Below are 15528 nucleotides of genomic sequence, written 5' to 3'. Positions count from 1 at the left end.
GTCCCCCCGGTCCGGGGACGAGGGCCGTACCGACCGGGCGACAGCGCGGGGCACTGTCAAACGATGACCCCCATCGTCCCCGCCGGCTCCGTCGTCATTGCCTACGACAGCAGCGGACGCTCCGCCGAGGCCCTCGCCTGGGGCCTCGAGCAGGCCGTGCTCGAGCGGCGTCCCGTCGATGTCGTGCGCCTGCTCAACGTCGCCGAGGTGCAGTCCGCTGCCTGGATCGCGAGCTCAGGAGCGGGAGGCCCGGTGCTGGACGTGCTGCGCGAGGGGGCGGTGGCCGACCTCGCCGCGGTCGTCGGCCTGGCCCGTCTCCAGCACCCTGATCTGCGGGTGGACGGTCACGTGATCGAGCGAGAGACCCGTGAGGGCCTCGTCGAGCTCTCGGAGTCCGCCTACCTGATGGTGCTCGGGTCCCATGGCTGGGGACCGGTCGGCAGCGTCCTGCTCGGCTCGGTCGCCGCCGCCGTCACCCGACGCGCCCAGTGCCCCGTGGTCGTAGTGCGACCACCGGCCGACCCCCGCCTCTCCGACGCCGACGGCACAGGGGTCCTCGTCGGCGTCGACGACACCCCTGAGTCCACACCGGTCATCGAGCACGCCTTCGCCCAGGCCTCGCTGCGCGACCTGCCCCTCACCGTCGTGCATTGCGTCCGCGACCCTGCCTCGGCCTGGGCCGGGGACTCCTGGTCGCTGGACGCCCAGGAGAGCACCCAGTCCAGGGACGCGGTGCTCGCGAGCCTGACCGGAGCAGCCGAGAAGCACCCTGACGTTGCGTACACCGCCCAGGTCGAACAAGGACTAGTCACCCAGAACTCCGGTGACCGCGCCCGTCCGTGGGCCCTCGTCGTCGTCGGCCGACACCACCACAGCGCCTGGCACCGCCTGATGATGACCTCGACCACGACCGCCGTCCTCGAGCACGCCCGCTGCCCGGTCGTCGTGGTCCCGGAGGCCCGCGTCGCGACCGGACGTGGCTGAGCGGCCGTCAAACACCGCTCTTAGCCCGTCCCGCGCCCCTGGACACGACGCCGGCTTCAGCCCCTCTGGGCAACGAGCGGTCCTCGACTGGCTCGACCCGGCGGCGGTCTGTGCCTGCGGGTCGCTACCCCTGACCGCCAAAGCGAGGCGTGGCGCTGGCCGAGATCGTCTCGACCTTTCAGGTGGGCACCGAGCTGGCCGATCACGCGCCGTTCCTGAACGGCGCGACCTGGACCGAGGTGCCTCGCTCGATCGCGGAGCCGAGCTGATCACCCTCACGGTCCTGGCTACCTCTCGCGTCTTCACCGCCTCCGGTACCGCTGCGGCGGCCATCGACGTCGTGGCAGGCGCCCTTCGTGCTGCGGATTCATGCGACGGGCTCACCCCTGCCGTGGTTCGGGTGAGTCCGACCGACGTCGCCATGGTCTGCCGGGCCAGAGCCACACCGGGGGGCGGTTACCTCGTCTACCCGGTCGCAGCGGCCCGCCGGGTCTACACGCGGTCCGACGCGTCTCGCGCGGACCCCGACCCGTGGTTCAGGCGCCCGGGCCCGTTCGCGAGGGACATCCGGGCGTCCCTTGCGCTGCGTTGCGGTGGCGGCAACAACTAGACCATCCAGTGCAGCTCCGGCGAAACGGTGGCGCAGGTCAGTGGTGCGGTCTCCTCGTGTCGTCGGCATCGTCGCCGGAGTCGTGCTCTGCCCTGAGAGCGTCGCGGTCCTCGGCGGAGGAGGTGCGGTCGTCCTTGGAGTGCATGCGGTTGAGGGCGGCGTCGCGCCGGGCCTCCAGGTCGTGGAGGTAGGGGCCGTCCTGGGTGGTGAATGCGGCGAGGCTGGCCTGCCGGTCGCGCTCGATGGCGACCTCGTCACGCTGGTCGGCGTCCGCGTCTCGTTCGACGGCGGCATCAATCAGGTCCTCGGCGGACGCGGCGCGCTCTGCTAATGCGGCTTCAAGCCTCGTCACCTCGGCCTCGCGGGCCTTCAAGTCTTCATCGCGTTCTGCAGCCATGCGTTGAGTCTGGGTTCCAGGCAGGCAGGTTGGCCACCTCGGGGTCTCAGCGGCCTTCCCTTCGGGCATGGACGGTGACGGGCGCGAGGTCGTTCCACGCGCCCGTCACGGCGTCCTGGCGCTGGCCGGTGCCGGTGATGCTCGGGCCACCCGCCGACCAGCGTCGCCGACCGGCTGAACCCACAGGAGGACCGGCCGGGGTGACGTTGATGCCAGGGCGAGCCTCCCCCACGCCGTGACCGGCGCGCCCGACCACGTGTCCGGATGGAGTGACGGGAATCATGGGCTCTGTCCCCGCGACCGACCAGGACTGCCCTCCAGGGCGGCACAGCCCAGCACCTGGGGTCAGCCCCCGGGTAGGAGTCAGCACGTCGCGGGAGAGGACTCGGGGCCCTCCCCCGCTGACGTGTCGCGGTGACGCCGCCCAGGGCCTACTGCACCGGCAGTGAACCCGAGACCGGACCCCGGGGTGGGCAACGGGTCGGGAGCGCCTGCTTGCTGTCCTCAACGACCCGGGCAGGACCACGATCCGCCGCTTCCAGCGACCTGACCCGAAGAAGTCCACTCCGAGGCATGGACCGCCCTCGGCGTGCGCGGCGGTCCACCCAACCGTGTGCCTACTGCCGAATCAAGGGGCGAGAAGGTTCTCCATCGTCTCGACCTCGGCGGTCTGCGACTCTGCGCTTTCGTTAGCGAGGTCGATCGCAGGCTTGTACTGACCCTGCTCGGTCTCGGTCTCGGACATGTCGATTGCACCGGTATGGTGCTCGATCATCATCTCCAGCCACTCCTCGAACTCAGCATCAGGCGCCTGAGCCAGGGCGGTCATCTCGGTGCCGGACATCATCCCCGGCATGTCAGCGCCGGACATCATCCCCCGCATCGCATCGCGTCGCCGCGCATCGCGTCGCCCCGCATCGCGTCGCCGCGCATCGCGTCGCCCCGCATCCCGTCGCCCCGCATCGCGTCGCCGCGCATCGCGTCGCCGCGCATCGCGTCGCGGCGCATCCCGTCGCGGCCGCGCATCGACCCGCCCATCCGGGGCATGTCCCGGTCGCGCATCGACCCGCTCGTGCTGGTCGCAGGGACGGCTTCGTCCCAGTCGGTGAGCCAGCCGGTGAAGGTCTCGATCTCGGGGGCCTGAGCGGCCCTGATGTCGTCGGCCAGCTGCTGAACCTCGAGGTCGAGGTCGCGGCCCTGGGTGAGGTCGACCACGTCGAGTGCCTGGGTGTGGTGCTGGAGCATGTCGGAGGCAAAGGCGACGTCGGTGTCGTTGTGCTCAGTGGTGGAGGTCTCGGCACCGGAACTGCTGGTGTCATCGCTATCGCCGCAGGCAGCGGCGGCCAAGGCGAGGGTGAGTCCGAGGGCGATCGCGCTCATGGCGCGGGTGGTGCGATTGATACGTACGAAGGGGTTCTCCTGTGGACTGAGTTGCGTTGGTCGGGTGGCGTCGTGTCGCGCGCCCGAGGTCAGGGCAGCGCGATGCCCCCTCAGCACCTGATGACGGAGAACTCCCAGGCCGGTGGCAGGCCGGTTCCTCGACAGGCGACGGTGCTGCCCGGGCACACGGTGGCGCGGTCGATGGTCGACACGTGACTCCAGATCCGCGGTGCGCGGTGCGCTCCAACCAGGAGCAGGGCTGCTCCAGCGGCTGCCGCCAGCATCACGGTGCAGAGCATCGCCATGCTGCTGAGGCCGTGGTGCTCTCCCTCATGGGCCTCGCCGACGGCGAGCCCAGTCGTGGACGGCTGCGCGGCGCTCATCACCGAAAAGACGGCCGTGGTGGCGTGGTTCGTACCGCTGGTGACGCCGTGGGTGTAGAGGCATGCATCCCGACGATGCCCAGCACGACCGCCCCGACCGCCACAGCGAGAAGTGCGGGCAGGGTCCGGTTCGGTCTGCGCGTGGCAACACACAACGTCCTCACAACTCCTCTCGTGGGTCGTGCGGTGGCCGTGGCCCGTACTCGAACAACCACGGCGCCAGGTAGCGACCGCACCACCGCCGCAGCGGTGGCAATCGGTAGGAACAGCCCGACCAGGGCGGTGTGAGAGCGGCCCGCGGAACAGAACCCGACGGACGACCCGTAGACGCCGAATCCCCGGGCGACTGGTTCGAGTCTTGCGGTTGCGGCACGCGACGCGCAGAGGCCGAAGCCCTCCCCGGTCGGGCCACTCGTAGTGGTCCCCGGGGCCTGGGGCCCTGACCTATCCTCGGGGCGTGCCCGCTCCCGCTCTGCCGACTCCAGCGCAGTGGTGGCGGTACGGGTTGCTCAGCACCATCGCGCTCGGGCTGAGCCTAATGTGCGCGAGCTACGTCGTCTCCAGCGGCTCGGGCACGTCCACAGCCGCCATGAGCTCGATGTCGGCCACGTCGTCGACCACGTCGTCGACCACGTCGTCGGCCATGGCAGCGGCCGATGCCGACCAGGCCCCTACATCAGGGATGGCAGGCATGTGCGATGCAGCGTGTGCCTCGGAGATGACCACGATGGTGTGCTTCGTCATCGCGATCGCGGCACCCTTGACCATGCTGATCCTGCTGTTGACCCGCAGGCACACCCCGTTCCTCCGATTGCTCGAGCGAGCGACCGTTCCATCGATGACCTCGTTCGTGCGCGGACGGTGGCGGGGTCACGTCCCGTTGTCGTCGACCACGTTGTGTGTGTGGCGGGTGTGACAGGCCGCTCAGAGTCCCCCTGAGCAGCCCGCCGCGTCCGAACTACCTGTCCGGGCGTGCGCCCCGGGCCCACCCGGGCCCACTACCCACCCGTCTGCCCCGCACCGGGCGCCGACGCCGCGCGCAACCATCGAAGGACCACATCACTCATGGACATGACCAACCGGGTGCCTGACTGGCTCACCCCGATCTCCTGGCTCTACATCGCCCTGGCGCTCATCAGCGCCGCTGCCATCGCTGTCGACATCTACGCCCGGCACCGCCGCCATACCACCGTCGCCGAGGAGGTGGTGTGGATCGCCTCAGCGCTCTACCTGGGGCCCTTCGCACTTCCCCTGTACGCCCGCCACGGTCGTGCCCCCGCCCGGGCCATGAAGAACGACGCGGCGGTGACGACCAGGCAGGGTCATGACCAGCCGATCGCCGTGGCGGGGCTGCCGGGTGGTGGAGCCTCGGCCATCGCTCACCTCCTCGGCGTGCCCCTGGTCCTCGCCTCCGGTCTCACGATCGCCGGGATCGACCTGTGGGTCATGATCATCGTCATCGGCGTCCTCGCCATGGCATTCCTTTTCGCCTACGAGCGGGCCGCAACCCGACCCGGTCGGACGCTGCCCGTCGGAACGGCTGCCACCGCAGCAGTGCTCACCGTCCTCGCCTTCGACATCGGCATGGGCGGCTGGATGCTGCTGCTGCACTTCAACTCGTTCATGCCGCCCGCCACCGAGGGCAACTTCTGGTTCCTCATGCAGGTCGGCATCGTCCTCGGACTCCTTACCGCCTACCCCGTCGTCAACCGGCTCACCCGCCGCCACCAGACGCTCGTGCCGGCCTAAGGGACTCCCCCGACCTCCCGGTCGGGGCGGCACGGGCACGACGTCCTGCGCTGCTCCGACCGATCCGAACATTCGCTCACCCACACCGGAGTCACCATGCACCGAGCCGTCCCTCTCGCACTCGCCGCAACGGCCCTCGGCGCGGCGCTTGCCCTCTCCGGGTGCGCCGCCCCCGACCCGTCCGAACCCGCAGGACTTCCTGAGGAGGGCGCGCGGGCGGAGCTGGGCCACGTCCACGGCGTCGGAGTCGACCCCGGCAACGGTGCTCTCTACATCGCCTCTCACCTCGGGGTGTTCCAGGTCAGCGACGGCGGGCAACCCGAACGGGTCGCAGACCGGTGGCAGGACACCATGGGGTTCGCCATTGTCGGTCCCGGACACTTCCTCGGCAGCGGACACCCCGACCTGCGGGAGGAAGACCTCCCCGCAAGCCTCGGACTCATCGAGTCCACCGACGGCGCCAACACCTGGGCCCCAGTGTCGTTGCAGGGTGAGGCCGACTTTCACGCCATCGAGCCGGTAGGCGGCCGCATCTACGCCTACGACTCCCAGTCCGGCTCCCTTCTGACCAGTGACGACGAGAAGACCTGGGACACGATCAGCAAGCAACCGATCTACGACCTCGCCGCCGACCAGACTGACCCGGACACCGTCTACGCCACCACCGACCGAGGCGAGCTCGTCGTCTCCACCGACGGCGCAGACCCACGACCGGTCCCGGGCGCACCCGTCCTGACCGCGATCGACTGGGAACCCGGTGGCCCGCTGGTCGGGGTGGGACCCGACGGGACCGTCCTGATCAGCACTGACACCACCACCTGGCGCCAGGCAGGACGTGTCGACGGGCCTGCGGAAGCGCTCGACGCGTCGCCGGACCGGTGGCACGCCGCAACCGCAACTGGCGTCTATGAGTCCACCGACGACGGCCTCACCTGGGGGTTGGTGGTGAGGAACGAGGCCTGACCCAGCTGGCCTCCCGCAGGCCCCGGCCTACCGACACGGCACCCTCCCCCTGACGACCCGGCCACCGATCATCTGCGCAGCGAGAAGCCAGGCCATCACCTCGACTCGGAGGAGAATCTCCTTGCGCAGCCGTTCCCACGTGCCGGGATTCGACCACGCCGGTGGTTAGCCCCCGGGCGGGACCAAACATGACACCGGCCGACACCTGACCGAAAACTCCCTGGAGACCACTGCCCGCCAACCGGTTGAGGTAGGCGCTACTGGCAGTGCGCCGGGTATCGTACAAGCAAGCATCCACTACTGTTTATAGTATGAACCGTCTAGGGCTTCACCTTCGCTGCACGGACCGCAGGTGTCGCTCTTCAGGGCGGGCGGTGCTGCTGGGCGCACCGTTCATCGGGGCCTTTTTGATTCTTGTTTCGACGCCAGCCTCGGCAAGCGCCGCCCCGGGCACCGGCGGCGGCAGCGTTGGTGGGTTCGGGTGGAGCTTTCTGATCCCGGCCGCCGTCATCGGTCTCGTCGTGCTCGGCGCACTGCTGGTCACCCGCGTCGAACGCTCGCCGGGCCCCGACGCTGCGCTGGACGACGCGGAGGGCACCGAACCCGCCGAGGAGGACACCGAGCGGACCCACGAGGACCCCCCGGCCTGAGCAAGGACCGCGCGCGTGGGGAGGACCCCTCAGGCGCCCCGCGCCGACCCACCGATTCCCAGGACCGATGCGTCGAGCGATGCGTCGGCCGATGGCGCGCAGCATGCGCAGCCGTCCTCCGCCACCTGGAACGTGCCGAGGTCCCGGCCGGGATCGGCCGCGCGCGGCGCCTCGACGCCGTCAAGGGCGGCGAGGCGCCCGGCCCGGACGGCGTTGGCGATGACGAACACCTCGGCCACCTCGTGGATCAGCACGACGGCGGCCAGACCAAGGACGCCGAGCGCGGCCAGCGGGACCAGGCCAACCACGATCAGCAGTGACAGCGCGATGTTCTGCAGCATGATGCCCCTGGCTCGACGTGCGTGGCCGATGGCCTGAGGGAGGTGCCGCAGGTCCGAGCCCATCAGGGCGACATCTGCGGCCTCGATGGCGACGTCTGCTCCCATCGCGCCCATCGCGATGCCCACGTCGGCCACGGCGAGTGCCGGGGCGTCGTTCACGCCGTCACCCACCATGGCCACCGGTCGGCCCGACTCACTGCGAAACCGAGCCACCAGGTCCGACTTGTCGGTCGGGACCAGGTTGGCATGGACTCGAGTGATGCCAAGCTCCGCGGCGATGGCCCGCGCGGTTCGCTCGTGGTCCCCAGTCAGCATCACCACGTCGATGCCGCGCGCGCGAAGATCGGCGACCACCTCGGCCGCCTCCCGGCGCAGCTCGTCACGCACCGCGATCACCCCGACCACCTCGCCGTCGACCTCGACCACTGCGACGGTCGCACCTGATCCCTGCAGCTGGTCCACCTCGGCCGCCAGGGCCGCAGGCAGGACCCAGGTCGGCTTGCCGAGGCGTGCCGGACGGCCGTCGAGCACGCCTCGGAGTCCGTGGCCCGGCACCGCCTCGATGTCGGTCGCGTCCCGTTGAGCGACGGCTCCCTCTGCCGCGGCGGTGAGCACGGCCGCGGCCAGCGGGTGCTCGCTGTGTCGTTCCAGGGCCGCCGCCGTTGCGAGGACCTCGTCCTCGGTCCAGCCCTGGGCCGCTACGACAGCAACCACCCGGGGCCGGTTGGCGGTCAGCGTCCCGGTCTTGTCCAGCGCGACAGTACGGACGGCGCCGAGCGCTTCGATCGCCGCGCCGCCCTTGACCAGCACGCCGAACCGGCTCGCAGCGCCCACGGCGGCGACCACGGTGACAGGCACCGAGAGAGCCAAGGCGCACGGCGCCGCGGCGACCAGCACCACGAGCGCGCGTTCCACCCACAGCGTTGGGTCCCCGAGGAGCGAACCGATCCCCGCGATCAGGGCGGCCACCACCATGATCGCCGGCACCAGCGGACGCGCGATGCGGTCCGCGATCCGCTGCCGGTCACCCTTGAGCCGTTGAGCGTCCTCGACGACGGCCACCACCTTGGCCAGCGAGTTGTCCTCGACCCGTGCGGTGGCCTCGACCCGGAGTACGCCGTTGGCGTTCACCGAGCCGGCGTGCACGACGTCGCCCGGTCCGACCTCTGCTGGCATCGACTCACCGGTGATAGCCGAGACGTCCAGCGAGGACCGGCCGCTGCGGACCATGCCGTCGCTGGCCACCCGGTCGCCGGCCATGACCACCATCAGATCCCCGACCTCAAGCGCGGAGGCTGGGATGCGTCCCGTGAGGCCGCCGCGCTCGACGGAGACCTCCGTCGGCACCAGCGCCAGGAGGGAGCGCAGTCCACGCCTGGTGCGGGTCACCGAGTAGTGCTCGAGGGCCTCGCTGATGGAGAACAGGAACGCCAGCATGGCCGCCTCGGCGACCTGGCCGAGCACCAGCGCACCGATGAGCGCGATGGTCATCAAGGTGGCGACGCCGACCCGGCGCCGCCGCAGACCGCGCACCGCACCTGGCACGAACGTCACGCCACCCAACGCGGCCGCAGCGAGGTGCGCTGCGACCCCAGAGCCGGTCGCCGGAGGACCACCGAGCACAGGAAGAAGGAACCCGAGGAGCACCAGCACGCCGGCAGCGCCGGCGATCCTGAGCTCGCGGACGTCGCGCAGCCGGACCGGGTCGATGGACTCCCGCGGACCCACGTCCTCGGGTGTGTCACCACCGCAGCAGGCGTCGCTCATGACGTCACCTGCGACCCGACAGTGCAGCCCGTGACGGAGCGCAACAGCGCCTCTCCCGGTTCGGTGAGGGCGTACATGACCATCTTGCCGTCACGCCGCGAGGCCGCCAGGCCGCTGGACCGCAACAGCCGCAGGTGGTGGGAGACGAGCCCGGAGGACGCCCCCACCACCCAGGCAAGGTCACAGACGCACAGCTCACCGCCGGAGGCGGCCAGCGCCATGGCCACCCGCAACCGGGTCGGGTCTGCCAGCGCGCGCAAGCGCGCCGCTGAGACCCCGGCCACCTCGGCGGACGGGACCAGAGAGCGGACCCGCTCCGCCTCCGGTAGGTCCAGGCACAGCAGCCCGCAGCTCTCGTCGGTCATACCAACATTCTAACCACCATCGGGATGACCTGCCGACCTACGGCACCCAACCTTCTACTACCATGGGGAGTAGCCCCCAACGCCTCGAGACGGAATGAGCACATGACGACCTCCACCGCGCCGGAGAGAGGCCAGGCTCCCCCGGGTCTGGCGGAGCCTCGGGACTATCGACCCCGTTGGGGTTGGGGGCGGTGGGCCTGGCGGCGGCTCACGTCGATGCGTACGGCCGTCATCTTGTTGTCGCTGCTCGCGGTCGCGGCCGTGCCCGGCTCGGTCCTCCCCCAGCGCAACGTCGCCTCGGATCCGCAGGCCGTCGTGCGGTACTTCGTGCAGCACCCTGAGCTTGCGCCGTGGATGGACCGTCTGTCGCTGTTCGACGTCTACGGCTCGCCGTGGTTCGCCGCGATCTACCTGCTGCTGCTGGTCTCGATGACCGGGTGCGTGCTGCCCCGTTGTGCGCGCTTGTGGCGCGAGAGCCGCGCGGCACCGCCCCCGGCCCCGCGACACTTGAGCAGGGAGCCGGAGTACGCCTCGCTCACCACCGCCGAGCCGGCCGACCAGGCGCTGGAGACCGCGGCGGCGGCCCTGCGCCGCCGACGGTTCCGGGTCCGGGTCGTGGGTGATGAGGTGCGCGCGGAGAAGGGGTACCTGCGCGAGACCGGCAACCTGGCCTTCCACCTGTCGCTGCTGGTGCTGCTCGTCGGCATCGCCGGCGGGCGCCTGTACGGCTTCGAGGGCCGCGTGGCCGTCGCCGAGGGCAGCTCGTTCACCAACGTGAGCGCCGAGTACGACGAGTTCTTCCCCTCGGTGTGGACCGACGTGGAGGGCCTGGAGCCGCTCAGCTTCACCCTCGACAGCTTCGAGGCGGAGTTCGAGACCGATCCAGCCAAGCTGGGCGAGCCCCGCAGCTTCGACGCCCGCGTCTCCTACGAGTCCGAGGAGGGCTCCGGCGTGGTCCAGGTGAAGCCGAACTCGCCCCTGGACATCAACGAGACCAAGTTCTTCCTCACCGGTCACGGCTACGCCCCCGAGGTCACCGTCCGTGACGGCACCGGCGCCGTGACCTTCTCCGGGCCTGTCATCTTCCTTCCCTCTGACTCCAACTTCACCTCCGACGGCGTCGTCAAGGCCCCTGACGCCCAGCCGGTCGGGCTGGGCTTCCAGGGCCTGTTCCTGCCCACCGCGGCAACCGACGGGCGCGGCCCGGTCTCGGCCTTTCCCGGCCCGGTCGACCCCCAGCTGGTGATGACCGCGTTCACCGGTGACCTCGGCATGTCCGACGGCACCACGCAGTCGGTCTACACCCTGGACACGACGAACCTGGAACCCGTGCTCGGCGAGGACGGCAGCCCGTTGCGGCAGCCGCTCGCCGTGGGCGAGACCATGCGCCTGCCCGACGATCAGGGCAGCCTGACCTTCGACGGCGTCTCGCGGTTCGCCAACTTCCAGGTCGCCTACGACCCGGGCAAGGAGATCAGCCTGGTCGCCGCGTTGCTGCTGCTGGGCGGCCTCACCACCTCGCTGGTCATCCGGCGCCGGCGGCTCTGGGTCCGTGTCACCGACACGGCCCCCGCCGAAGGGTTCGTCGCCGTGGAGGTGGCCATGCGGTCCCTGACCCGACGCCAGCTGCCCGCGGGCGACCTCGAGGCGGTGTCCTTGGCGCTCCGCGGCCCTGACACACCTCCCCCGAGCCCCAGCACCCAGACACACACCCAGGAGCCGAACCGATGACGTGGGACCTGCTCTCCGACAACCTCATCTACTCCGCCATCGCCGTCTACGTGCTGGCAATGCTGGCGTACGCCGCCGAGACCGCCGCGCGGGTCAACCGGGGGGTGGAGGTCACTGCCGACGTCCCGGTCGCCGTCGGTGCCGGGGCACCCGCAGCGCCACCACCGACTCGAGTGGCGCCCTCCTCATCGACCGCGGGCACACCAGGAGCCCGCGTCGGTGCGGTCGGGTCGTCCCTCGCGGTCCTGGGCCTCCTGCTGAACCTGGCCGGCGTCGTCACGCGCGGCCTCGCAGCCGAGCGGGCTCCCTGGGGCAACATGTATGAGTTCGCGATCGTCATCACGATGACGGCCGGGGCGACCTACCTGGCCCTGCTCCGCCGCCAGCCGGTGCGCGACCTCGGCGCCTGGATCGTCGGCGCGATCGTCCTCACGCTCGGCCTGGCCGTCACGGTCCTCTACACCCCCGCCGGCGACCTCGTGCCGGTGCTGGACTCCTACTGGCTCGTGGTGCACGTCGCAGCCGCGATCATCTCCGGCGGCGTCTTCACCGTCGGGGCCCTGACGACCATCCTGTTCATGGTCCGACAGCGCCACGACGCCCGAGCGGCCCAGGCGGGCCGCACCCGGGGTCGGTACGCCGCCCAGCTACCCACAGCGGACACCCTCTCGCGCGTCGCGCGGGGTGCCCACGTCTTCGCCTTCCCGATCTGGACCTTCGCCGTCATCGCCGGCGCCATCTGGGCCGAGAACTCCTGGGGTCGGTACTGGGGCTGGGACCCCAAGGAGACCTGGGCGTTCATCACCTGGGTCTGTTACGCCGCCTACCTGCACGCCGACGCCACCACCGGATGGCGGGGCTCGCGAGCCTCCTGGTTCGCCCTCGCGGGCTACGCGGCCTTCGTGTTCAACTTCTTCGGGGTCAACATGTGGATCCCGGGCCTGCACTCCTACGCCGGTGTCTGAGGGCGGCGGTGGCGGGTCGGAGGCCGCGACCCTGGTGATCGCGTTGATCACGGTCGTCGCCACCCTCGCCCTGGTCTACCTCGTGGCGCGGGGGCGCAGGCGCGATGCCCGTGAGGCGCGCCACCAACGCGACGACGACTAGGCCTGGCAGGGTCGGTGCGCAGGATCGCACGCGGTGGCGCCGAAAGCCGGCCCACACACGGCCGGGGGACTCACAACGAGGTAACTTGCCTTCAGTGCACGCCGACGACTCCCGAACGGCAGCTTCGATGGTGAAGACGCCAGGCGGCCCTCCAGCGTGGGGATCTTCATGTCGTTGCAGCGTGCGCCCGGCGAGGCCGTAACGCCGCAAGACATCGCAGTCCATCCACACACACCGAAGACAATGCAGCTAATCGGCCCCAGCAGCGGAGTCCAGCGCGTCGGTCGCTCGCCGAGGCCACCAGGAAGTCGGGCTGCACGCTAAATCCGACGACTACTCGATGCGCGGGGAACTCCCCCTCCCAACCCGGCCGGGCTCGGCGGTGCCGCCGAGGGGTACAGGCAGACACGCGAGGTCAACCCGTCCCGGTGTCCCGTCTTGAACAGGCAGGCCGGAATCCCCAGCAACAGCACAGCGACCACCACCACGCTTTGGATGCACAGAGCATAGGGCGTGGCCTGGGTACGCAGCGCGGCGGCGCCGGCGGCGTACTCCTAGGCGCCGTCGAGGTCCACCTCGGACGAGGCCTTGCCTCAAGTCTCCGTCCTGCCTCTCACGACGTGCACCGCCGTCACCCCAGATGTCTAACCTTCCGGCCGCAATCACCCGGGGTAGACGACCCAACTTCTCATCGCTATCATCGGGCTATGCCAATGACAACGGCGATATCCGACCCAGCTCTACTGCGGGGAGCGGCACTGTTCCACGGCCTCGGGGACCGCAATCGACTCTCCATCATCCGCCAGCTCGCAGGCGGCGGCGAGCGTCGCGTGGTGGATCTCACCGAGGCCCTCGGACTGGCACAGGGCACTGTGTCCGGTCACCTCGCTTGCTTGCGTGACTGCGGGCTGATCGTCGGCCGACCGGAGGGACGCCAGGTCTTCTACTCCATTGCCCACCCTCAGCTGGTGGACCTGCTCGGCGCTGCCGAGCAACTGCTCGCGTTGACTGGCGAGAGGGTCGAACTCTGCCCCCGTTTCGGCCCCTCCGGCACCACTGCCGAATCTGAGCCAGGCACTCCGACCACCACCACGAAGGGCCCCGGACTGTGACCGACGCCTGCGGCTGCGGCCCCGACGAACCACGCAGCGACGACAACGGAGCGGGGAAGCTCGAGCCGGAACGGCTATGGGAGGTCAGCGAACTGCAATTCGCCGCTCTGGCCGGGCTCTTCCTGGTCGCCGGTTACGCGGCTGATCTGAGTGACGCCTCCCCAAGCATGGTGACCTCGCTCAACGCTGTCGCCCTGGCACTCGGCGCCTGGACCTTCGTACCCAGCACGTTGAGACGGCTGGGTAAGGGCAGGATCGGCGTCGGCACCCTGATGACGATCGCCGCCGTAGGCGCTGTCGTCCTCGGTCAGGTCACCGAGGCGGCGATGCTGGCCTTCCTCTACTCCATCAGCGAGGGGCTGGAGGAGTACGCCGTGGCCCGCACCCGTCGCGGCCTGCGCGCCCTTCTGAATCTCGTCCCGGTGGAGGCCACGATTCTTCGCGACGGCAAGCAGGTCACCATCGCGCCCGCCGATCTCGTTATCGGTGACCTGCTCCTGGTCCGGCCCGGTGAACGGCTCGCGACCGACGGCATCATCCGGGTCGGCCGCACCGCCCTTGATGTTTCGGCCCTCACCGGCGAATCCGTCCCGGTCGAAGCCAGTCCGGGCGACGCCGTCTACGCCGGCTGCATCAACGGCACCGGTGTCCTTGAGGTCGAGGTCACCACCACCGCCGACGACAACTCCCTGGCCCGCATCGTCAACATCGTCGAGGCAGAACAGTCTCGCAAGGGCGACGCACAGCGCTTGGCCGACCGGATCGCCAAACCCCTGGTCCCCGGGATCATGGTCCTTGCCGCCGTTATCGCCGTCGTCGGCAGCCTGCTCGGCGACCCCGCCACCTGGATCGAGCGTGCCCTGGTCGTCCTGGTCGCTGCCTCCCCCTGTGCACTAGCGATCTCCGTGCCGGTCACCGTGGTCGCCGCAGTCGGCGCCGCGAGCCGCATCGGCGCCCTGGTCAAGGGCGGCGCCGCCCTTGAGGCACTTGGGCGGATCCGGAGCGTCGCTTTGGACAAGACAGGCACATTGACCCGCAACGAGCCGACCGTCGTCAACGTCACCGCCGCACCCGGCCACACCCGCGAGCAGATCCTCGACGTGGCCGCCGCCCTCGAGTCCCGGAGCGAGCATCCCCTGGCCCGCGCCATCCTCGCCGCCGTTTCGCAGCACCGTGACGCCGAGGGCGTCGAGTCCGTCACGGGCGCCGGGCTCACCGGAACCGTCGGCGGTCGACCCGCGCGCCTGGGGCGCCCAGGTTGGATCCCGGCCGGTGAGCTCGCCGACCCGGTGCGGCGCATGCAGGAGGCGGGCGCCACCGCCGTACTCGTGGAGTTCGGCGGAGTTGTGATCGGCGCCCTCGCGGTCCGCGACGATCTGCGGCCCGAAGCAGCCGAGGTCGTGGCCCGCCTGCGCGCCGACGGCTACCAGGTCGCGATGCTCACCGGCGACAACGTGCGCACCGCGACCGCCCTGGCCGCCCAAGCCGGCATCACTGAGGTGCATGCCGACCTCCGTCCCGAGGACAAGTCGGCCATCATCCGCCGGCTTCGCGAGCAACGACCCACCGCCATGGTCGGCGATGGCGTCAACGACGCCCCCGCCCTAGCCACCGCTGACGTCGGGATCGCCATGGGTGCGATGGGCAGCGACGTGGCCATCGAGACCGCCGACGTTGCGCTCATGGGTGAGGACCTGCGCCACCTGCCCCACAGCCTGAGCCACGCCCGCCGCGCCCGATCGATCATGCTGCAGAACGTCGGCCTCTCCCTGGGCCTGATCGCCGTCCTCATCCCGCTCGCCGCTTTCGGTCTGCTTGGCCTGGCCGCGGTGGTCCTCGTCCACGAGGTCGCCGAGATCCTCGTGATCGGCAACGCGGTCCGCGCCGGGCGCGCACGTCCGCTGCCGCCCGCGCCGGCTCCGCAGCCGGCCCTGCTTTCGCCGACGATGGAAGTCTCGGTCAGGTGACCGGCGGTACCAGGTCAGCCGT

At 70.4% G+C, this 15528-nt stretch carries 15 protein-coding genes; 9 read left to right on the top strand and 6 right to left on the bottom strand.

Annotated features, from left to right (window positions below; all coding sequences use genetic code 11):
* The first annotated feature begins 63 nt into the window (after nucleotides 1-63).
* Complete coding sequence (locus tag ENKNEFLB_RS08590; protein WP_214058809.1) at nucleotides 64-984, top strand: universal stress protein; 921 nt, start codon at nucleotides 64-66, stop codon at nucleotides 982-984.
* Between the two features lie 647 nt (nucleotides 985-1631).
* On the opposite strand, the gene ENKNEFLB_RS08585 is transcribed toward ENKNEFLB_RS08590, so the two are convergent.
* The 4 genes from ENKNEFLB_RS08585 to ENKNEFLB_RS08570 form a co-directional block, all read right to left on the bottom strand.
* Nucleotides 1632-1991: a hypothetical protein gene (locus ENKNEFLB_RS08585; RefSeq protein ID WP_214058808.1), complete on the bottom strand. Its 360-nt coding sequence runs from the start codon at nucleotides 1989-1991 to the stop codon at nucleotides 1632-1634.
* A 628-nt stretch (nucleotides 1992-2619) separates the two neighbouring features.
* The gene (locus ENKNEFLB_RS08580; protein ID WP_214058807.1) at nucleotides 2620-2865 is read right to left on the bottom strand and encodes a DUF305 domain-containing protein; all 246 of its coding nucleotides are present in this window, start codon (nucleotides 2863-2865) and stop codon (nucleotides 2620-2622) included.
* Nucleotides 2862-3371: a DUF305 domain-containing protein gene (locus ENKNEFLB_RS08575; RefSeq protein ID WP_214058806.1), complete on the bottom strand. Its 510-nt coding sequence runs from the start codon at nucleotides 3369-3371 to the stop codon at nucleotides 2862-2864. Before ENKNEFLB_RS08575 ends, ENKNEFLB_RS08580 begins: the two co-directional genes overlap by 4 nt.
* Nucleotides 3372-4303: 932 nt before the next feature.
* Nucleotides 4304-4522: a hypothetical protein gene (locus ENKNEFLB_RS08570; RefSeq protein ID WP_214058805.1), complete on the bottom strand. Its 219-nt coding sequence runs from the start codon at nucleotides 4520-4522 to the stop codon at nucleotides 4304-4306.
* 297 nt (nucleotides 4523-4819) lie between these two features.
* On the opposite strand from ENKNEFLB_RS08570, the gene ENKNEFLB_RS08565 reads away from it, so the two are divergent.
* From ENKNEFLB_RS08565 to ENKNEFLB_RS08555, 3 genes are all read left to right on the top strand, one after another.
* On the top strand, nucleotides 4820-5503 hold the full coding sequence (locus ENKNEFLB_RS08565; protein WP_214058804.1) for a DUF4396 domain-containing protein: 684 nt from the start codon (nucleotides 4820-4822) through the stop codon (nucleotides 5501-5503).
* A gap of 96 nt (nucleotides 5504-5599) precedes the next feature.
* Nucleotides 5600-6466, top strand: a complete 867-nt coding sequence (locus ENKNEFLB_RS08560) for a F510_1955 family glycosylhydrolase (protein ID WP_214058803.1) — start codon at nucleotides 5600-5602, stop codon at nucleotides 6464-6466.
* Between the two features lie 374 nt (nucleotides 6467-6840).
* Entirely contained in the window at nucleotides 6841-7116 is a 276-nt protein-coding gene (locus ENKNEFLB_RS08555) for a hypothetical protein (RefSeq protein ID WP_214058802.1), read from the top strand.
* A 29-nt stretch (nucleotides 7117-7145) separates the two neighbouring features.
* Here the strand turns inward: ENKNEFLB_RS08555 and ENKNEFLB_RS08550 are convergent, their stop codons facing one another.
* Both ENKNEFLB_RS08550 and ENKNEFLB_RS08545 read right to left on the bottom strand, forming a co-directional pair.
* On the bottom strand, nucleotides 7146-9224 hold the full coding sequence (locus tag ENKNEFLB_RS08550) for a heavy metal translocating P-type ATPase (RefSeq protein ID WP_214058801.1): 2079 nt from the start codon (nucleotides 9222-9224) through the stop codon (nucleotides 7146-7148).
* Complete coding sequence (locus ENKNEFLB_RS08545; protein ID WP_214058800.1) at nucleotides 9221-9589, bottom strand: ArsR/SmtB family transcription factor; 369 nt, start codon at nucleotides 9587-9589, stop codon at nucleotides 9221-9223. The genes ENKNEFLB_RS08550 and ENKNEFLB_RS08545 overlap by 4 nt, the downstream gene beginning before the upstream one ends.
* 216 nt (nucleotides 9590-9805) lie before the next feature.
* Between ENKNEFLB_RS08545 and resB the strand changes: the two genes are divergently transcribed.
* From resB to ENKNEFLB_RS08520, 5 genes are all read left to right on the top strand, one after another.
* Entirely contained in the window at nucleotides 9806-11320 is a 1515-nt protein-coding gene (resB, locus tag ENKNEFLB_RS08540) for a cytochrome c biogenesis protein ResB (protein WP_246535914.1), read from the top strand.
* Complete coding sequence (gene ccsB / locus ENKNEFLB_RS08535; RefSeq protein ID WP_214058798.1) at nucleotides 11317-12285, top strand: c-type cytochrome biogenesis protein CcsB; 969 nt, start codon at nucleotides 11317-11319, stop codon at nucleotides 12283-12285. Before resB ends, ccsB begins: the two co-directional genes overlap by 4 nt.
* Nucleotides 12278-12427 (top strand): hypothetical protein, encoded by a 150-nt coding sequence (locus ENKNEFLB_RS08530; protein ID WP_214058797.1) that lies wholly within the window; start codon nucleotides 12278-12280, stop codon nucleotides 12425-12427. The genes ccsB and ENKNEFLB_RS08530 overlap by 8 nt, the downstream gene beginning before the upstream one ends.
* Nucleotides 12428-13134: 707 nt before the next feature.
* Entirely contained in the window at nucleotides 13135-13539 is a 405-nt protein-coding gene (locus ENKNEFLB_RS08525) for an ArsR/SmtB family transcription factor (protein WP_214058796.1), read from the top strand.
* Nucleotides 13536-15506 (top strand): heavy metal translocating P-type ATPase, encoded by a 1971-nt coding sequence (locus tag ENKNEFLB_RS08520; protein ID WP_214058795.1) that lies wholly within the window; start codon nucleotides 13536-13538, stop codon nucleotides 15504-15506. Before ENKNEFLB_RS08525 ends, ENKNEFLB_RS08520 begins: the two co-directional genes overlap by 4 nt.
* Nucleotides 15507-15528 lie beyond the last annotated feature (22 nt).

Origin of the sequence: Nocardioides aquaticus, assembly GCF_018459925.1 — a bacterium.
GTDB lineage: Bacteria > Actinomycetota > Actinomycetes > Propionibacteriales > Nocardioidaceae > Nocardioides > Nocardioides aquaticus.
The sequence above is the reverse complement of the archived record's forward strand: the minus strand, read 5'-3'. Positions and strand labels throughout refer to the sequence as shown.